Annotated in this window: 17 protein-coding genes; 4 read left to right on the top strand and 13 right to left on the bottom strand. The window is 69.0% G+C overall.

Annotated features, from left to right (window positions below):
• From OG558_RS26550 to OG558_RS26540, 3 genes are read right to left on the bottom strand one after another with little or no spacing between them, the layout of a single operon-like run.
• The gene (locus OG558_RS26550; RefSeq protein WP_329475323.1) at positions 1 to 1305 is read right to left on the bottom strand and encodes a hemolysin family protein; all 1305 of its coding nucleotides are present in this window, start codon (positions 1303 to 1305) and stop codon (positions 1 to 3) included.
• A gap of 30 nt (positions 1306 to 1335) precedes the next feature.
• Positions 1336 to 1809, bottom strand: coding sequence for an rRNA maturation RNase YbeY (gene ybeY / locus OG558_RS26545; RefSeq protein WP_329475322.1), 474 nt, complete (start codon positions 1807 to 1809; stop codon positions 1336 to 1338).
• Between the two features lie 9 nt (positions 1810 to 1818).
• Positions 1819 to 2733, bottom strand: coding sequence for a PhoH family protein (locus tag OG558_RS26540; RefSeq protein WP_405072218.1), 915 nt, complete (start codon positions 2731 to 2733; stop codon positions 1819 to 1821).
• A 542-nt stretch (positions 2734 to 3275) separates the two neighbouring features.
• Here OG558_RS26540 and OG558_RS26535 point away from each other — a divergent pair.
• Both OG558_RS26535 and OG558_RS26530 read left to right on the top strand, forming a co-directional pair.
• On the top strand, positions 3276 to 3785 hold the full coding sequence (locus OG558_RS26535) for a SigE family RNA polymerase sigma factor (RefSeq protein WP_329475321.1): 510 nt from the start codon (positions 3276 to 3278) through the stop codon (positions 3783 to 3785).
• Between the two features lie 76 nt (positions 3786 to 3861).
• The gene (locus OG558_RS26530; RefSeq protein ID WP_405065438.1) at positions 3862 to 5016 is read left to right on the top strand and encodes a Gmad2 immunoglobulin-like domain-containing protein; all 1155 of its coding nucleotides are present in this window, start codon (positions 3862 to 3864) and stop codon (positions 5014 to 5016) included.
• Positions 5017 to 5043: 27 nt separating this feature from the next.
• Here the strand turns inward: OG558_RS26530 and OG558_RS26525 are convergent, their stop codons facing one another.
• The 10 genes from OG558_RS26525 to OG558_RS26480 form a co-directional block, all read right to left on the bottom strand.
• Positions 5044 to 6450, bottom strand: coding sequence for a sensor histidine kinase (locus OG558_RS26525; RefSeq protein ID WP_405065437.1), 1407 nt, complete (start codon positions 6448 to 6450; stop codon positions 5044 to 5046).
• Positions 6450 to 7136, bottom strand: a complete 687-nt coding sequence (locus OG558_RS26520) for a response regulator (RefSeq protein WP_405065436.1) — start codon at positions 7134 to 7136, stop codon at positions 6450 to 6452. Before OG558_RS26520 ends, OG558_RS26525 begins: the two co-directional genes overlap by 1 nt.
• Before the next feature lie 22 nt (positions 7137 to 7158).
• Positions 7159 to 7380 carry a hypothetical protein gene (locus tag OG558_RS26515; RefSeq protein ID WP_405065435.1) on the bottom strand — a complete coding sequence of 74 codons (222 nt, stop codon included), beginning with the start codon at positions 7378 to 7380 and terminating at the stop codon, positions 7159 to 7161.
• Entirely contained in the window at positions 7380 to 7796 is a 417-nt protein-coding gene (locus OG558_RS26510; RefSeq protein WP_329475316.1) for a hypothetical protein, read from the bottom strand. Before OG558_RS26510 ends, OG558_RS26515 begins: the two co-directional genes overlap by 1 nt.
• A gap of 526 nt (positions 7797 to 8322) precedes the next feature.
• Entirely contained in the window at positions 8323 to 8652 is a 330-nt protein-coding gene (locus OG558_RS26505; protein WP_329475315.1) for a helix-turn-helix domain-containing protein, read from the bottom strand.
• An 82-nt stretch (positions 8653 to 8734) separates the two neighbouring features.
• Positions 8735 to 9451 carry a 16S rRNA (uracil(1498)-N(3))-methyltransferase gene (locus OG558_RS26500; protein WP_405065434.1) on the bottom strand — a complete coding sequence of 239 codons (717 nt, stop codon included), beginning with the start codon at positions 9449 to 9451 and terminating at the stop codon, positions 8735 to 8737.
• Positions 9452 to 10594, bottom strand: a complete 1143-nt coding sequence (dnaJ, locus tag OG558_RS26495; protein WP_329475313.1) for a molecular chaperone DnaJ — start codon at positions 10592 to 10594, stop codon at positions 9452 to 9454.
• Positions 10595 to 10622: 28 nt separating this feature from the next.
• Positions 10623 to 11645: a heat-inducible transcriptional repressor HrcA gene (hrcA, locus tag OG558_RS26490; protein WP_329475312.1), complete on the bottom strand. Its 1023-nt coding sequence runs from the start codon at positions 11643 to 11645 to the stop codon at positions 10623 to 10625.
• 106 nt (positions 11646 to 11751) lie between these two features.
• Positions 11752 to 12855 carry a Gfo/Idh/MocA family protein gene (locus tag OG558_RS26485; RefSeq protein WP_405065433.1) on the bottom strand — a complete coding sequence of 368 codons (1104 nt, stop codon included), beginning with the start codon at positions 12853 to 12855 and terminating at the stop codon, positions 11752 to 11754.
• Complete coding sequence (locus OG558_RS26480; RefSeq protein WP_329475310.1) at positions 12840 to 13481, bottom strand: ThuA domain-containing protein; 642 nt, start codon at positions 13479 to 13481, stop codon at positions 12840 to 12842. Before OG558_RS26480 ends, OG558_RS26485 begins: the two co-directional genes overlap by 16 nt.
• Positions 13482 to 13636: 155 nt before the next feature.
• Between OG558_RS26480 and OG558_RS26475 the strand changes: the two genes are divergently transcribed.
• The gene (locus OG558_RS26475; RefSeq protein ID WP_405065432.1) at positions 13637 to 14407 is read left to right on the top strand and encodes an MBL fold metallo-hydrolase; all 771 of its coding nucleotides are present in this window, start codon (positions 13637 to 13639) and stop codon (positions 14405 to 14407) included.
• 104 nt (positions 14408 to 14511) lie between these two features.
• Complete coding sequence (locus OG558_RS26470) at positions 14512 to 16047, top strand: NCS1 family nucleobase:cation symporter-1 (protein ID WP_405065431.1); 1536 nt, start codon at positions 14512 to 14514, stop codon at positions 16045 to 16047.
• The last annotated feature ends 261 nt before the right edge of the window (positions 16048 to 16308 follow it).

Raw genomic sequence — 16308 nt, 5'->3', positions numbered from 1 at the left:
TTACGCGTGCTGGTGGTTCTGGTCCTGCGGGGTGGCGGCGGACTGCCCCCGCCGTACCAGCACAGTACCGACCTGGTTGCGCCGGCCGGACGGCCGCTCCGCCGTCAGCGACAGGCCCGCGATCTCCACCTCGGCGCCGGGGATCGGCACCTTGCCGAGCAGCTTTGCCATCAGGCCGCCGACGGTGTCGACGTCGTCGTCGTCCAGCGGTACGCCGAACAGCTCACCGAGCTCGTCGATCGGGAGCCGGCTGGACACCCGGTACGCGCCGTCGGACAGCTCCTGGACCGAGTCCGGGTCCTCGTCGTACTCGTCGGTGATCTCGCCGACGATCTCCTCGAGGATGTCCTCGATCGCCACGAGTCCCGCCGTACCGCCGTACTCGTCGACGACGATCGCGAGGTGCATCCGGGCCGCCTGCATCTCACGCAGCAGCTCGTCGACCGGTTTGGAGTCCGGCACGTACATGCACGGCCGCATCACCGACTCGACCCGCTCGGTCGACTCGGCCGAGGAGTTGTCGTAAACCCGGCGCATCACGTCCTTGAGGTAGGCGACGCCGAGGATGTCGTCGAGGGACTCGCCGATCACCGGGATCCGTGAGTACCCGGAGCGCAGCGCCAGCGACGTGAGCTGGCGGAGCTTCTTGTGCCGCTCGATGTAGACCATGTCGGTGCGTGGCACCATCACCTCGCGGACGATGGTGTCGCCGAGCTCGAACACCGAGTGGATCATCTGCCGCTCACCGGACTCGATCACCGCGGACTTCTCGGCGTAGTCGACCAGCGCGCGCAGCTCGGCCTCGGTCGCGAACGGGCCCTCGGCGAACCCCTTGCCCGGGGTGAGCGCGTTGCCGATCATGATCAGCACCTTGGGCAGCGGGCCGAGCACCTTGGTCAGCGCCATCACCGGACCGGCCGAGACGATCGCGAACCGGTCCGAGTGCTGCCGGCCCAGCGTCCGCGGCGCGACGCCGATGATCACGTACGAGACCAGCACCATCACCACCGCGGTGATCAGGATGTGTACCCAGGTGAGTTCGAAGACTCCGGACAGGGCCTGGGTGACGAGCACGATCGCGGTGATCTCGCAGCTCAGGCGGAGCAGCAGCAGGGAGTTCAGGTACCGGGGCGCGTCCGAGAGCAGGTCGCGGAGCCGGACCGCGCGCAGGTTGCCCAGCTCGACCTGCTCGTTCGCCCGGACCTTGGAGTACGACGACAGTGCGGCCTCGGCGCCGGCGAACAGACCGGCGAGCAGGACGAGCACCGCGGCCACAACCAGCAGAACGAGGTCGTGGGAGCTCAACAGAACGTCACTCCTGTCCTGAGGGAACCATCAGGCATCCACTAGTCGGTTTCCAGGGGCTCGCCATGCTTCCAGAAGGCGGCCCTGGACGTCCCACATCTCCGCCTTCTCGGCGGGTTCCGCGTGGTCGTAGCCGAGCAGGTGCAGGATGCCGTGCACGGTCAGGAGCTCCAGCTCGGCCCACGTGCCGTGGCCGGCCTTCGCCCCTTGCGCGGCCGCGACGGTCGGGCAGAGCGCGATGTCACCGAGATGCCCGAGCGGCGGGTCGGCGTCGTCCTCGGCACCGGGCCGCAACTCGTCCATCGGCCACGACATCACGTCGGTCGGACCCGGCAGGTCCAGGAACTCGACGTGATACCGCGCCATCGTGTCCTCGTCGACCAGCTTGATCGACAGCTCACATTCGGGGTGCAGGCGCAGCGACGACATCACGAATCGGCTGAGCCGCATCAGTCCGTGTGCGTCGATCTCCACGCCGGACTCGTTGTTGACCTCGACGTTCATCGGTTCGGCTCAGCGCTGCCCTTCGAAGTTCTCGTACGCCGAGACGATCCGGCCGACCAGCTTGTGCCGGACCACGTCGTGCGAGGTCAGCCGGCAGAAGGTCAGGTCCTGGACACCGTCGAGGATGTCCTGCACGACGCGCAGTCCGGAGTTGGTGCCGCTCGGCAGGTCGACCTGGGTGACGTCGCCGGTGACGACCATCTTGGAGCCGAAACCGAGCCGGGTGAGGAACATCTTCATCTGCTCCGGCGAGGTGTTCTGCGCCTCGTCCAGGATGATGTAGGCGTCGTTCAGGGTCCGGCCGCGCATGTAGGCCAGCGGCGCGATCTCGATCGTGCCCGCCGTCATCAGGCGCGGGATCGACTCCGGGTCGAGCATGTCGTGCAGAGCGTCGTACAGCGGGCGCAGGTACGGGTCGATCTTCTCCGACAGGGTGCCGGGCAGGAACCCGAGCCGCTCGCCGGCCTCGACGGCCGGCCGGGTCAGGATGATCCGGGTGACCTCCTTGGCCTGCAGCGCCTGGACCGCCTTGGCGACGGCCAGGTACGTCTTGCCGGTACCGGCCGGGCCGATGCCGAACGTGATCGTGTTCTTGTCGATCGCGTCGACGTACCGCTTCTGGTTCAGCGTCTTGGGCCGGATCGTGCGGCCGCGGCTGGACAGGATGTTCTGGGTCAGGACATCGGCCGGGCTCTCGGCCGTGGCGGACTTGATCATCGCGATGCTGCGCTCGACCGAGTCGGCGGTCAGCCCGTGCCCGGTCCGGATGACCGCGATCAGCTCGTCGATCAGCCGCTCGGCCAGGGCCAGCTCGGCCGGCTCGCCGTTCAGCGTGATCTCGTTGCCGCGGACCATGATGTCGGCGGCGAACTCCTTCTCGACGATGCGGAGGAACTCGTCCCGGGCTCCGAGCAGGGCCACCATGTCGATGCTGTTCGGCACGACGATCTTGTGCGACGCCTGCGTGCTGGTGGCGGTGTCCGATCGGGACAGCTCATCGCGTCCGCGACCGTTCGCGCGCGCCTCCGGTTCGATACTGCGTGGCCTGGACAGCCTGTTCCCTCCTGATGCCGGTGAAGTAATCACCCCATGCTAGCCGTCCCCACCGACAGCCTCACTTCTTATTCGCCCGGACACGCTCGGTGACCACAGTCCGCCAGGTCATGGGGCCTCCCGCCCTGGACTGAGGAGCGTAGGGAGCCCGGTCATGGGGCCCCGGTCTGGACTGAGGAACGCAGGGAGCGAAGCGACCGGAGAGACGAGGGAAGACCGGGAGCCAAGCCCCATGACCTGCCGCGCCGGAGGCGTGGCATCCGACACAGCGACCGGAGCGACGAGGGAAGGCCGGGAGTAAAAGCCCCATGACCGCGCCGAGCCGGAGGCGAGGCCAAAAACACTGTCAACCTGGAAGGTGATTGCCGCGTCTTCGTGTCGTGGCTCAACCGGCCGTGGTGTACGAAGAGTGCGTGACACATGAGTCCTCGTGGGATGCCGACGAGGCGCTGACGGCTGTCTATACCGCGCACTACACGTCGCTGGTTCGCCTCGGCGCCTTGCTGCTGCGCGACACCGGCGCGGCGGAGGAGATCGTGCAGGACGCGTTCGTCGCGATGCACGGCCGCTGGCACCGGCTGCGCGACCCCCATAAGGCGCTCGCGTACCTGCGCACCGCGGTCGTCAACCGCTGCCGCTCCCGCCAGCGTCACCTGGTGGTCGTCGACAAGCACACCCCGCGCACGCTCCCCGACGAGCCGAGCGCGGAGCAGGCAGTACTGCGAACCGCCGAGACCGACCGGGTCATCGAGGCGATGCGCACCTTGCCGGAGAAGCAGCGGACCGTGATGGTGCTGCGGTACTACGGTGAGCTCTCGGAGGCCGAGATCGCCGACACGATGGGCATCAGCCGGGGATCCGTGAAGAGCCATGCCGCGCGGGCGACCAAGTCGCTCCGCCAGGTCCTGGAGCAGAGCGTATGAACGAGCGGAGCGAGTTCATCATCAAACACAGGACGACTTGTGCCTCAGCCGCGCCCGGAGCGAAGCGAGGACGCGGATGAACGACCATCCGAACGAGCCGTTCGACGAACTGATGCGGCGGGCCCTCTCCGAGGAGGCGGACCGGATCGAACCGGCCGACGCCCTGCCGGAGATCCGCGCCCGCGCGCACGCCCAGCGCCGGCCCGCGGTCCGGCGGCCCTGGCTCCTGACCGTCGGCGCGGCGGCGGTCGGCACCGCCGCGGCGATCGGCGCCTTCGCCGTTTTCAACGGCAACCAGAACTCCGCGAACGACGGCGACGAGGTAGCCGGCCCTGGCACGACCACGACCGCCACCGGAGTCCCGTCCGCAAAGTCCCCGGCCACCACGGCCGCGCCGTCCGCCCTGCCGACCGCCGCCACCCTCGCACCGAGCACAAGCGCTGCGCCGACCGTTGTCCCCACAGAGCGCGGCGAGCCGGAGCAGGCCGTCAAGAGCGCGCTCGTACCGGTCTACTGGCTCGGCAACAGGACCGGGACCCAGGCCGGTGCCGACCCGACGCCGACCGTGAAGGCAAAAGCCGTCAAGCTGTACCGCACCTGGGCGAAGGTCAGCGGCCGGCCGGCCGAGCAGGCGGTCCGGATCATGACGTCGAAAGGGCCGTCCGACCCCGACTACTACACGGTCTGGCGCGGCGCCGAGGTCAACGCCGTCACCCGCACGGATGGCGTCGTGACGGTCGATTTCAAGGAGCTCCCGGCGGCCTCGCTCGACCCTGACGTCGCGGACGTGGCCGCGCAGCAACTGATCTACACCGTCCAAGGTGCCCTCCACACCAGCACCGAGCCGGTCCAGATCACCCGCCGGGGCCGCGCCGGCGCCAAGCTCTTCGGCCAGATCGACACCAGTACGCCGCTAGGCCGCGCCCAAGCTGCTGACGTCCAGGCGCTCGTATGGATCGACTCCCCGGCCGACGGCGAGACCACCGCCAACCCCGTCACCATCCAAGGCACCGCCAACGCCTTCGAGGCAACCGTCAACTACCAGGTCACCAACCTGAAGACCCGCAAGACGTCGAAGAGCGTCGTCAACACCAAGGAAGGCCAGAAATTCTCGCCCTTCCTCATCGAACTGAAACTCACCCCCGGCCCCTACCAGATCGACGCCTACCTCATCTCCGACGCCGACGGCACCATCTCCGACTCCGACTCGAAGTCGATCATCGTCAGGTAGTCGATTGGCGGAGATCGTCGATCATCGTCAGGTAGTCGGGAGCTGGATGGTGAAGGCGGCGCCGCCTTCGGGGGCGGGGGCGGCGGTCAGGGTGCCGCCGAGTCTGGTGATGAGGCCGTGGGCCAGGGCCAGGCCGATGCCGGAGCCTACTGGGCGGCGGCCGCGGTACTTCTGGTTGAGTACGCCGCGTTCGAAGGCGACCGCGTAGTCCTCGGGGGCCAGTCCGGGGCCTCCGTCGCGGACCTGGATCGCCACACCTGGCCCGGGCTGGGTGAGTGACATGGTGAGCTGGGCGCCGGGCGGGGTGACGCGGAGGGCGTTCTCGGCCAAGCCGTCGAGGACCTGGCGGATTCGGCGGGGGTCGGTGGTGGCCACGGCCGGCATGGGCGGCAGGTCGAGGCGGAAGTGCACACCTTGGCGCTCGCAGCGCACCCGCCAGACCTCGGCGCACGCGCTGAGCGTTTCGCGCAGATCCACTTGAGCGAGATCGAGCTGGAACTGGTCGGCCCCGATCCGGGCCAGGTCGAGCAGGTCGCTCACCAGCCGCTCGAGCCTTTGCGACTCCTGCTGGATGACCTGCCCGGCGTGCCGCGGATCCGTCGCCACTCCATCGGCAAGCGATTCGGCGAACCCATGGACGGCGGTCAGCGGCGTCCGGAGCTCATGCGAGACCGAGAGCAGGAACTCCCGCTGCCGTTCCTCGCTGTGCTGCAAGGCAACCGAGAGCTCATTGACCGCCTGCGCCACTTCAGCGACCTCAGCCGGTCCCTCAACCGGTGCACGCAGATCCCGTCGCCCCTGACGCATGGCCGCCGCGACATCCGCCGTACGACGTAGTGGCCGGCCGAGCAGTCGGCCGAGGAGGGCACCAGCGAGCGCCGCCACCAGTAGACCGGCGCCGAGCGCGAACAGGATGTTGCGGATCAGGATCCGCTGGGTATCCGCCGCCAGCCGCACAGGCTCCACCAGCGCGAAGCCGGAACTCTCGCCGATGCCGCGCGCTTCGACCAGATAGTCCGTGCCGTCGACGCTCACCGTGGCCGAGATCCGTTGCGTTCTCCCGATGTCGTTCAGCCCTGCCATGGTCGCGGCTTGGATGGACCGCTGGTCCGTCGGCTGGATCCGGCTCCGGGGCAACAGAATCACCACGACGATCCCCTGCCCACGCACCACCTGGGCGACCCGCCCGAGCCCCACCGTTCGCGACCCCGCACCCCGCTCGTCCACCTGACTGGCGATCACATCAGCTTGCGCGGCCAGCGAGTCCTGCAACACGTTCTGAGCCGACCGCCGGGCCAGCCCCGCCATCACCACGCCCGCGACCAGCACGGCGATCCCGGCCACCGCGACGCAAGCGACCACGATCCGGGTCGCCAGTGATCCCCGCCCGACCTCGTCTCCTGCTGAGCGGAGATCGTGTGGCACGGACGCCATCAGTCGAGATCCGCGGCGTACCCGACGCCGCGGACGGTGCGGATGGGACTGGACGATCCGAGCTTGGCCCGGAGCTGAGCGATGTGTACGTCGACTGTCCGCGTCCCGGCCGACGCTTGGTAACCCCACACCGAGCTCAGCAACTCATCCCGCTCGAACACCCGCCCTGGCCGCCGGAACAACTGCGCGAGCAGATCGAACTCGGTCGAGGTCAGACTCACCTCGGCGTCACCGGCCCACGCCCGCCGCCGACTCACATCCACCCGCACCGCCCCCACCGACAGCACGTCTCCCGCAGGCAACGTGCCGGCCGATCGCCGCAGTACGGTCCGCACCCGCGCGGCCAGTTCGCGCGGACTGAACGGCTTGGTGACGTAGTCGTCGGCGCCGAGCTCGAGGCCGAGCAGCCGGTCGACCTCGTCGTCGCGCGCGGTGACGAACAGGACCGGAGTCCAGTCCCCTGCCGCGCGCATCGTTCGGCAGATGTCCGTGCCGTCGCGTCCCGGCAGCCCGATGTCGAGGATCACCGCGACGGGATGGAGCCGCCGCCAGGCGGCCAGCGCGCCCTCGCCGTCGGACTCGACCTGTACGCCGAACCCGTCACGCCGCAGGTACAGCGCGATCACCTCGGCGATCGCCACCTCGTCCTCCACGACCAGGACCAGCCCGCGAGCGGCTGCGGTCATCATCTGCTCCTGGAGTGCCTGCTCAGGGTGAGCCGTCTGCTGCCAGCTCGCCATCGATCGCGTCCAGGGTAGACCCGATCCCCGCCAGCTCCTGCTCCGGCGACCCCACCTGCTGAGTGGCCGCCGGAGCAGGAGCGGGCTGTCCGGTTCCCTGCCGGCCGGACTGCTCGGCGGAGTTCCCACACGACGACAGTCCGATCACCATCGCCGCCGTACCCGCGAGCACGACCAGGACCTTGCGCATCACTTCGCGACCTGGCAGTGCTGGGACTTGAAGGTCTCGAGCTTCGTCTTCATCGTGCCGAGCTGGGTGAGCCGCTCGGACCGGCGATCGGCCCGCTTCTGGAGCTGGGCGGCGATCTTCTCGTGCCCCTTGGCCTTCTGCTTCTCGGCGCGCGCCTTCAGCCACGCGACCGAACCCTTCACGTCCGCGCCGCCGCTGATCCGCTTCGCCAGCTTGTCGCGGCGCTCGATCAGCTTCGGCAGCTTCTCGGCACACAGCCGCTGCGACTCCTCCGGGCTGAGCGTGACCTGCTTGTACGTCGGAGTCGGCGTCGGACTCGGATCGGCCGACGCAACCGTCGTACCTCCGACCAGACCGCCCACCAGTAGGACGGCCGACGTACCCACCGCCACCGTGCCGCGCACAGACCTGCGCATCTCTGCACTCCTCGTTCTCGGTCAACCTGACATGAACGACTCTCCCCGAACCCCGTTCGAGGACCATCGGCGCAATGTTCGGACTGTGTAAGGATCACGGCATGGCTGCCCGTCCACCCGGGTCGGCGCACGGGCTTCGGCGACGGGAACCTTCTCGATGGCGGGTACAGCCCGTCGTGGGCTGGGACAAGGAATAACGGCTCCCGGCTCACCACCTCTTGTCCGAGGCCCCAGCAGCTGCATAGCGGCTGGCCCAAAGACGATCCCCGTCATCGTTCACAGCTCCGATCCACCCGGGCCGAGGACGGCGCGGCGGGGCAGTGGATGGAGCGGACGCGCTCCCGGCATGGGGGCGGTTCGGATCCGCGGAGCGGAGCTGTGCCACTCACCAAGCAGGCACCGCCCGGACCGGTCACGCTCAGACCTGCACTGATGATGACGCGGCGGCGGGGTTGGTGAGTGTCTCAGGTCCGCACCGCACGCCCGCAGGTCCCGGCTGCTGTCAACCGGCCGGCGCGAGCAACTCCTAGTCCGCGCGGTCGATGGTCGCGGCGAGGAGGCCCGGGAAGGCCTGGTCGAATTCCGGGCGGCGGAGGCGGTTGAGGCGGCGGGCGCCCTCGTCGCGTTGCTCGATCAGGCCGGCGGCGCGCAGTACGGCGAAGTGGTGGCTGCGGGTCCCCTTCGTCACGGGCAGGTCGAAGGTGCCGCAGGCACGGGTCCAGTCGTCGTGCCCGGCCAAGTCACGCAGGATCGACCGGCGGACCGGGTCGGCGAGCGCGTCGAGCGCCGCCTGCAACGGCACCCCGGCCGGGTCGGCGTGGCTGAGCGCGCGCGTTCGAGCGGATTCCACAGCCATAAGTGCTCGATCCTCGTCGCACAGGGAGGTTCGGTTGGTGTCTAACAGTCTAGGTCGTCGCTGGCCTGCGGACAGCGCGCGGTCAGGTCCAGCGCGAGCGCGCGAGGAGCGCGGCAGCCGCGGCGACCCCGGCCGTCGAGGTGCGCAAGACGGTGTCGCCGAGCCGAACCGGCTCGACCCCGAAGGCGGTCAGCTCGTCCGGGGCAATGCCACCCTCGGGGCCGATCACGATCACGACGTCGCCGTCATCAGGTACGTCGAGGGCAGCGAGCGGGACTGTGGCTTCCTCGTGCAGCACGACCGGCAGCGCGGCAGCGGCGAGCAACTGCGCGACCTCGGCGGTGGAGGCGATCGGCGCGACCTCGGCGAACCACGACCGCCGCGACTGCTTGCTCGCCTCGAAGGCCCACTCCTGCCACTTCGCGAGCGTCTTGGCGACCCGTTCCGGGTTGGCGCGGAACTGACTCCGCTCCGCGTTCCACGGCACGATCACGTCGGCGCCCACCTCGGTGAGCATCTCCACCGCAAGCTCGGCCCGCTCCCCCTTGGGCACCGCCTGCACCACAACTACCCGCGGCCGCGCCGCCGGCACACTCCCCCGCTCATCCACGGAGACAGTCACCCCAGCCTTGCCGGCAGCAACCACCGGCCCTTCGGCCCAGGCCCCGCGCCCATCGGTCAACCGAACCCGCTCGCCGGGCCCGATCCGCCGAACCACGGCCGCATGCCGGCCTTCGGTTCCTTCCAGGGTCAGCTCGTCGCCGTCCAGCTTCTCGGCGAAGAAGACCGCGACTCCCATCTAGTGGGCGCCGAAGGCGTCGCGGAGGCGGCCGAAGACGCCCTTGTGGGTGGCTTGGACATGGCCTTGCGGGCGCTCCTCGCCACGGGACTCGGCGAGTTGCCGGAGCAGGTCGGCCTGCGAGTCGTCGAGCTTGGTCGGGGTCTCGACGATCACCTGGACGATCAGGTCGCCGCGCCCCGCGTGCCGCAGCCGCGGGACACCGCGGGCCGTGAGCGTCTGCGCGGTGCCGGACTGCGTGCCCGGCCGGATCTCCAGCGGGGTCGTCTCGCCCTCGAGGGTCGGCAGGTCGATCGTGGTGCCGAGCGCCGCCGCCGTCATCGGCAGCGTGACGGTGCAGTGCAGGTCGTCGCCGTTGCGGGTGAAGATGTCGTGCGGTTCGACCTCGATCTCGACGTACAGGTCGCCGGCCGGGCCGCCACCGGGGCCGACCTCGCCCTGGCCGGACAGCTGCACCCGGGTGCCGCTGTCGACGCCGCCGGGGATCTTCACGGTGACGGTACGGCGGGACCGGACACGACCGTCGCCGGCGCACTCGACGCACGGGTTCGGGATGGTCGTGCCGTAGCCGCGGCAGTTCGGGCACGGCCGCATGGTCCGCACCTCACCGAGGAACGACCGCTGCGTGTGGGTGACCTCGCCCCGGCCGTGGCAGATCTCGCAGGTGACCGGCTCGGACCCGGCCGCCGCGCCGGACCCCGAACAGGTCGGGCACAGCACGGCGGTGTCGACCTTGAGCTCCCGGGTCGTCCCGAACGCCGCCTCGGCGAGGTCGATCCGCAGCGGGATCAGCGCGTCCTGGCCACGCCGGGTCCGCGGCCGCGGCCCGCGGGTCGCCCCGCCGGTCTGGCCGAAGAAGGCGTCCATGATGTCGGTGAAGGTGAAGGCCTGACCGAACCCACCGGCCCCGCCGCCCGCGCCGGCGGTCGCGAACGGATCACCACCGAGATCGTGCATCTGCCGCTTCTGCGGGTCGCTCAGCACCTGGAACGCGCGGCCGATCTCCTGGAACTTGTGGTGCGCGTCCTCGGAGTCGTTCACATCCGGGTGGTACTGGCGCGCCAGTTTGCGGTACGCCTTCTTGATCTCGTCCGGTGAGGCGTCACGGCTGACGCCCAGGACGGCGTAGTAATCGGTGCTCATACTCCAGACCAGGGGTTGATAGCGATAGTCATGAGTCGGCCAGGATCTGGCTGACGTAACGCGCGACGGCGCGGACGGCGCCCATCGTGCTCGGATAGTCCATGTGGGTCGGGCCGACGATGCCGAGCGTGGCCAGCGCCTCCGACTTGGACCCGTACCCGGTCGCGACCACCGAGGTGGTGGCCAGTTCCTCGTACGGGTTCTCGTGCCCGATGCGGACCGTCAGGGTCTGCGGGTTGGTCGCCTCACCGAGCAGCTTGAGCAGGATGACGTGCTCCTCCAGTGCCTCCAGCACCGGCTTCACGTTGCGCTCGAAGTCGTCGCCGTACCGGGTCAGGTTGGCCGCGCCGCCGACCGCGATCCGCTGCTCGCCGCCCTCGTCGGTGAACGCTTCCATCAGGGTCGTCACGATGGCCGCCACCAGGTGGCGGTCGGACGGCTGGAACGCCTCCGGAACGGCGGCCAGCGAGGTCGCCGCCTCGGTCAGGCGCTGCCCGGCCAGGGCCGTGTTCAGCCGCGATCGCACGTCCGCGATCAGTTGCTCGTCGACGTCGTGCGGCGGCTCGACGATCCGCTGCTCGACCCGGCCGGTACTGGTGATCAGGACCAGCAGCAGCCGGCGCGGGGTCATCGTGACGACCTCGATGTGCCGGACGCTCGACCGGTTGAGCGACGGATACTGCACGATCGCGACCTGGCGGGTGATCTGAGCGAGCAGCCGGACGGTACGGCGGACGACGTCGTCCAGGTCGACCGCACCGGCCAGGAAGGACGTGATCGCCTTCTTCTCCGCCGGGGACAGCGTCTTGACCGTGCTCAGCTTGTCCACGAACAGCCGGTAACCGGCGTCGGTCGGGATCCGGCCCGCGCTGGTATGCGGCTGGGTGATGTACCCCTCCTCCTCCAGCGCGGCCATGTCGTTGCGCACGGTCGCCGGCGACACCCCGAGGTTGTGCCGATCCACCAGCGTTTTGGAGCCGACCGGCTCGTGGGTCGCCACGTAGTCCTCGACGATGGCGCGCAGTACATCCAGCTTGCGGTCGTCCAGCACGCGCACCACCCTCTCTCAGCGTCGACCCTTGGCACTCCAGCGCTCAGAGTGCCAGTCTACCGAGCCGTAGTAGCTCGCACCGACGCGTTGCGGCGTGGGACGGGTCTCAGGCGGACTCGGGCGACGCCCCCAACGGTACGGCGGCCGGGCGGCCGACCGTGCTCGCGACGTCCACCGGCTGGTCCTGGGCGGCCGCTTCGAGGAGTGACTCGAGTACGTCGAGCACGTGGTAGGCCAGTGCGCCGTCGGCCCGGTGTGGCTCACCGGTGCGCAGCGCACGCGCCATGTCCGCGACCCCGACTCCCCGGCCGGCTCCGGCGTACCCACCGCTGACCGGGACCTCGGTCCAGTCACGGTTCGTGGCCGTGGCGATCTCCACCGTGCCGTCGAAGCCGTTCGGGTCCGGCACCGACACACTGCCCTCGGTCCCGTGCACCTCGATCCGCGGCAGCCGTGTGGCCCAGATGTCGAACGACATGAACACAGTGGTCAATGCACCCGACTCGTGCTCCAGTACGCCGGTCACGTGCGTCGGCACCTGGACCGGGAAGGTCTCGCCGGCGCGCGGACCGGTGTGGATCTTGCGCTCGTCCTTCGACCGACCGCTCCACGCGGTGACCCGCCGTACCGGACCGAGCAGGGTGACCAGGCTGGTGATGTAGTACGGACCCATGTCGAGGACCGGACCGCCGCCGGGCTGGTAGTAGAACTCCGGCGCCGGGTGCCACAGCTCGTGTCCGGGCGTGACGAAGGACGCAGTCGCAGCATGCGGTACGCCGATGTCGCCGCGGTCGATGACCGCCCGCGCGGTCTGGGTGCCGGTGCCGAGCACGGTGTCCGGTGCGCAACCGACGCGCAGGTTGTTGGCAGCGGCGTACTTCAGGAGGGGCTCGGCCGCGGCGCGGTCCACGGCCAGCGGCTTCTCGCCGTACACGTGCTTGCCGGCTTCGAGCGCAGCCTGGTGCACCGGCGCGTGGGCGGCGGGGATGGTCAGGTTGAGCACGATGTCGACGTCGTCCGCGGCGTACAGCTCCTGCGGCGACAGCGCGCGGATGCCCGGGTTCTTGTCGGCGATCGCCTGGGCGCGGCTGACGTCCAGGTCGGCGACCGCGACCACGTCGACGCCCGGCAGCTTCGCCAGGTGGTCCAGATAGGTGCCGGAGATGACTCCGGTGCCGACGATGCCGATGCCTGTCACTTGCTCGCCCACAGCAGCCCCCGCTCGATGATCGTGCGCACCTCGGGAACCTCGAGGTCGTCCAGCTTGTGACCGACGGTGCAGACGAAGACCTTGCCCTCACCCCAGGTCCGGGTCCAGATGGCCGGCATCACCGCGCCCTCGATCCACGGGTAGTCCGGGTGCGACTGGAACGTGGTGGTCGCCAGCACCGTGTCCGTCGGGTCGTAGTGGATGTAGTACTGCTCGGTGTGAACGTCGAAGTGGCTGATGCCTTCCACAATCGGGTGCTCGGCGACCACGTCGACGCGGTAGTCGGTGAAGCCGTGCGGGTGCGAGATGAACTGCCCGCCGACGATGAAGTTGTAGTCCGCGCTGTTCCGGAACGAGTCCGCGATGCCGCCGTGCCAGCCGGCCAGGCCGGTGCCGTTCCGGATCGCCGCATCCAGGCCCTTGACGTGCTCGGCGGGGATCTCGCTCATGGTGACGCACTGCAGCACCAGGTCGACACCGTCCAGGTTCAGGTAGCTCTCGGTCGTGTCCGAGACGGTGACCTCGTAGCCGTTCTCCCGCAGGTACGGGATGAACAGGTCGGTCGCCTCGACCGGGGAGTGGCCTTCCCAGCCGCCCCGGACCACCAGTGCACGTCGTGTCGTCAAAACGTCCGCCCTTCGAAAGTTTTCGGAGCAGCGCCGAAAATTGCGAGCCGCCACCGTGACACTAAGCCCGTCCCGGGCCGCCTTCAAGTCCGATTCCGCTTCGTGGATCAGGGCGGCTGTCGGCGGGCGATGTGCTGAGCAGTAATCTCGGCGCCATGAGTGAGTGGGTCGAGATCGGGGATCGGTGCTGGGTCCGGCGGTACGACGAATGGGACCTGAACATCGGCCTGGTCGCGGGGACCGACGGCGCACTGCTGATCGACACCCGGGCCACGACCGAGCAGGCCGAGGAACTCCGTGACCACATCCGCGAGGCCACCGACGTACCGGTGCGCTGGGTCGTCAACACGCACGCTCACTTCGACCACGTCGTCGGCAACAGCGTGTTCGATCAGGCCGAGGTCATCGCGCACGAGAACACCGCAGCCGCCGCGAAGCTGACTGCCAGCACCTTCTCCGTCGCGAAGGTCGTCGACCTCGGTGATCGCCGGGTCGAGCTCCTGCATCTGGGCAACGGACACACCGACGGCGACGTGGTGGTCGTCGTACCGGATGTGGACGTGTTCTTCGTCGGCGATCTCGTCGAGGAGTCCGCACCGCCGTCGTACGGCGACGATTCCTATCCGCTCGAATGGCCCGAAACGCTCGACCGCGTGATCGGCCTGTTGTCGGACACCGCGAAGGTCGTTCCAGGACATGGCGCCGTCGTGGATGCGGAGTTCGTCCGCACCCAGGCCGGTGATCTGGGGACGGTCGCCAACACCATCTCGGGGCTCCATTACGCCGGCACCTCGCTCGACGACGCACTGCAGCACACCGACGACTGGCCCTGGCCGCTCGAGAAACTGCAGGACGCGATCAAGCGCGGTTACGAGGTTCTCGGCACCCCGCGCCGACCGACGCTGCCACTGCTCGGCCCCGGCTGATGGCCTGACGGCGCATTGTTGTAGTTGTCCGTTGACAGGACGTCACGTCGTACCGCAGGTTGTTCCGAAGCGGAACGTCCTCGACGGATCGGGTGGTGGGGCCAATGACCACGACAGAGCAGACCGTTCACTCCGATGGGCGGGTCGAGCTGAGCGATCAGGACGCGATCGCGAACAGCCCGTACGCCAACGCCGAGCTCGCGCCGACCCGGTTGCCCGAGCGGACCTGGACGACGTACAACTACGCCGCCCTGTGGATGGGCATGGCGCACAACATCCCGAGCTATCTGCTGGCGGCCGGCCTGGTCGCGCTCGGGATGAATTGGCTGCAGGCGTTCCTCACGATCACCCTGGGGAACCTGATCGTCCTGGTCCCGCTGCTGCTGAACAGTCATGCGGGGACGAAGTACGGCATCCCGTTCCCGGTCTTCGCGCGCGCCTTCTACGGCATCCGCGGCGCGAACTTCCCGGCCTTGCTGCGAGCCTTCATCGCCTGCGGCTGGTTCGGCATCCAGACCTGGATCGGCGGGCAGGCCATCTACGTGATCCTCGGTGAGCTGTTCGGCAAGGGCTGGACCGACGCGTCCGCGATCGGCGGCCACCCGTGGACGATGTGGCTCAGCTTCGCGTTCTTCTGGGTGCTCCAGATGGGGCTGATCTGGCGTGGCATCGAGGGCCTCCGACGGTTCGAGAACTGGGCGGCGCCGCTGGTCACGGTCGCGTTCCTCGCGCTGATGATCGCGATCCTGGTCAAGGCCGGCGGGCTCGGGCCGATCCTGGACCAGCCGTCGAAACTCGGCTGGGGCAGCGACTTCTGGAAGATCTTCCCGCCGGCGCTGATGGGCATGATCGCGTTCTGGGCGACGCTGTCGCTGAACATGCCGGACTTCACCCGGTTCGGGAAGGGCCAGCGGCAGCAGGTCTGGGGCCAGATCATCGGCCTGCCGACGACGATGTCGTTCATCGCGCTGGTCTCGATCATCACCACGTCGGGCACGGTGCTGGTCTACGGTACGGCGATCTGGGACCCGGTCGAGCTGACCCGCCGGTTCGAGAACCCGGTGGTCGTGACGATCGGCCTGGTCATGGCGATCCTCGCGACGATGTCGTGCAACGTGGCCGCCAACGTCGTCAGCCCGTCGTACGACTTCGCCAACGCACTCCCACGCTGGCTGAACTTCCGCACCGCGGGCCTGGTCACCGGCGTGGTCGGCATCGTGATCCAGCCGTGGCGGCTGATCTCGGACCCGTCCATCTACATCTTCGTCTGGCTGTCCTTCTACGGCGGTCTGCTCGCGTCGGTGGCCGGCGTACTGATCGCGGGGTACTGGCTGATCGACCGGACCAACCTGTTCCTCGCCGACCTCTACCTGACCGACGGCCGCTACTGGTACTCCGCCGGCTGGAACTGGCGAGGCGTCGTCGCCACCCTGCTCGGCTCGCTGCTGGCCGTCGGCGGCGCGTACTCGAACCCCGGCGCCGGCCCGTTCCCGCAGGACGGCCTGATCCCGATCCTCAAGCCGCTGTACGACTACTCGTGGGCGGTCGGCCTGGTCGTCGGCTTCCTCACCTACCTGGTCCTCACCATCACCGCACCAACCCGTCAACCCACCGCGACCCACGCCGCTCCCACGTACTAATACCCGGCGTACGCCGCTCTGGTGGGACTCGTGCGTCCAGGGGCCTACCGGATCCGTTCCCGGCAGTTCTCGGGACCTGAGACAGGTTGCGGCGGGGCGATACCTGCTATTCCGGCTCTTGTGACGTTTCCGTGGGTGACGGGTCCTACCGGTGTCGGGGCCGGCCCGCTGGATCGTTGCTGGTGCGGACCTGAGGCACTCACCAACCCCATTGCGACGTCATCACCGGCGCAGGTTTGAGCGTGACCGGTCGGGGCGGTG

The sequence above is a fragment of the Kribbella sp. NBC_01510 genome, from assembly GCF_045040325.1.
Classification (GTDB): domain Bacteria; phylum Actinomycetota; class Actinomycetes; order Propionibacteriales; family Kribbellaceae; genus Kribbella.
This window is presented reverse-complemented; position numbering and strand designations above follow the sequence as displayed.

Bases quoted from the DNA above. Each gene is read 5' to 3' on its own strand.
- ybeY (WP_329475322.1), bottom strand. From the start codon at position 1,809: ATGAACGTCGAGGTCAACAACGAGTCCGGCGTGGAGATCGACGCACAC.
- OG558_RS26540 (WP_405072218.1), bottom strand. From the start codon at position 2,733: ATGGTGGCCCTGCTCGGAGCCCGGGACGAGTTCCTCCGCATCGTCGAG.
- OG558_RS26530 (WP_405065438.1), top strand. From the start codon at position 3,862: ATGAACGACCATCCGAACGAGCCGTTCGACGAACTGATGCGGCGGGCC.
- OG558_RS26525 (WP_405065437.1), bottom strand. From the start codon at position 6,450: ATGGCGTCCGTGCCACACGATCTCCGCTCAGCAGGAGACGAGGTCGGG.
- OG558_RS26520 (WP_405065436.1), bottom strand. From the start codon at position 7,136: ATGACCGCAGCCGCTCGCGGGCTGGTCCTGGTCGTGGAGGACGAGGTG.
- OG558_RS26515 (WP_405065435.1), bottom strand. From the start codon at position 7,380: ATGCGCAAGGTCCTGGTCGTGCTCGCGGGTACGGCGGCGATGGTGATC.
- OG558_RS26510 (WP_329475316.1), bottom strand. From the start codon at position 7,796: ATGCGCAGGTCTGTGCGCGGCACGGTGGCGGTGGGTACGTCGGCCGTC.
- OG558_RS26505 (WP_329475315.1), bottom strand. From the start codon at position 8,652: ATGGCTGTGGAATCCGCTCGAACGCGCGCGCTCAGCCACGCCGACCCG.
- OG558_RS26500 (WP_405065434.1), bottom strand. From the start codon at position 9,451: ATGGGAGTCGCGGTCTTCTTCGCCGAGAAGCTGGACGGCGACGAGCTG.
- dnaJ (WP_329475313.1), bottom strand. From the start codon at position 10,594: ATGAGCACCGATTACTACGCCGTCCTGGGCGTCAGCCGTGACGCCTCA.
- OG558_RS26475 (WP_405065432.1), top strand. From the start codon at position 13,637: ATGAGTGAGTGGGTCGAGATCGGGGATCGGTGCTGGGTCCGGCGGTAC.
- OG558_RS26470 (WP_405065431.1), top strand. From the start codon at position 14,512: ATGACCACGACAGAGCAGACCGTTCACTCCGATGGGCGGGTCGAGCTG.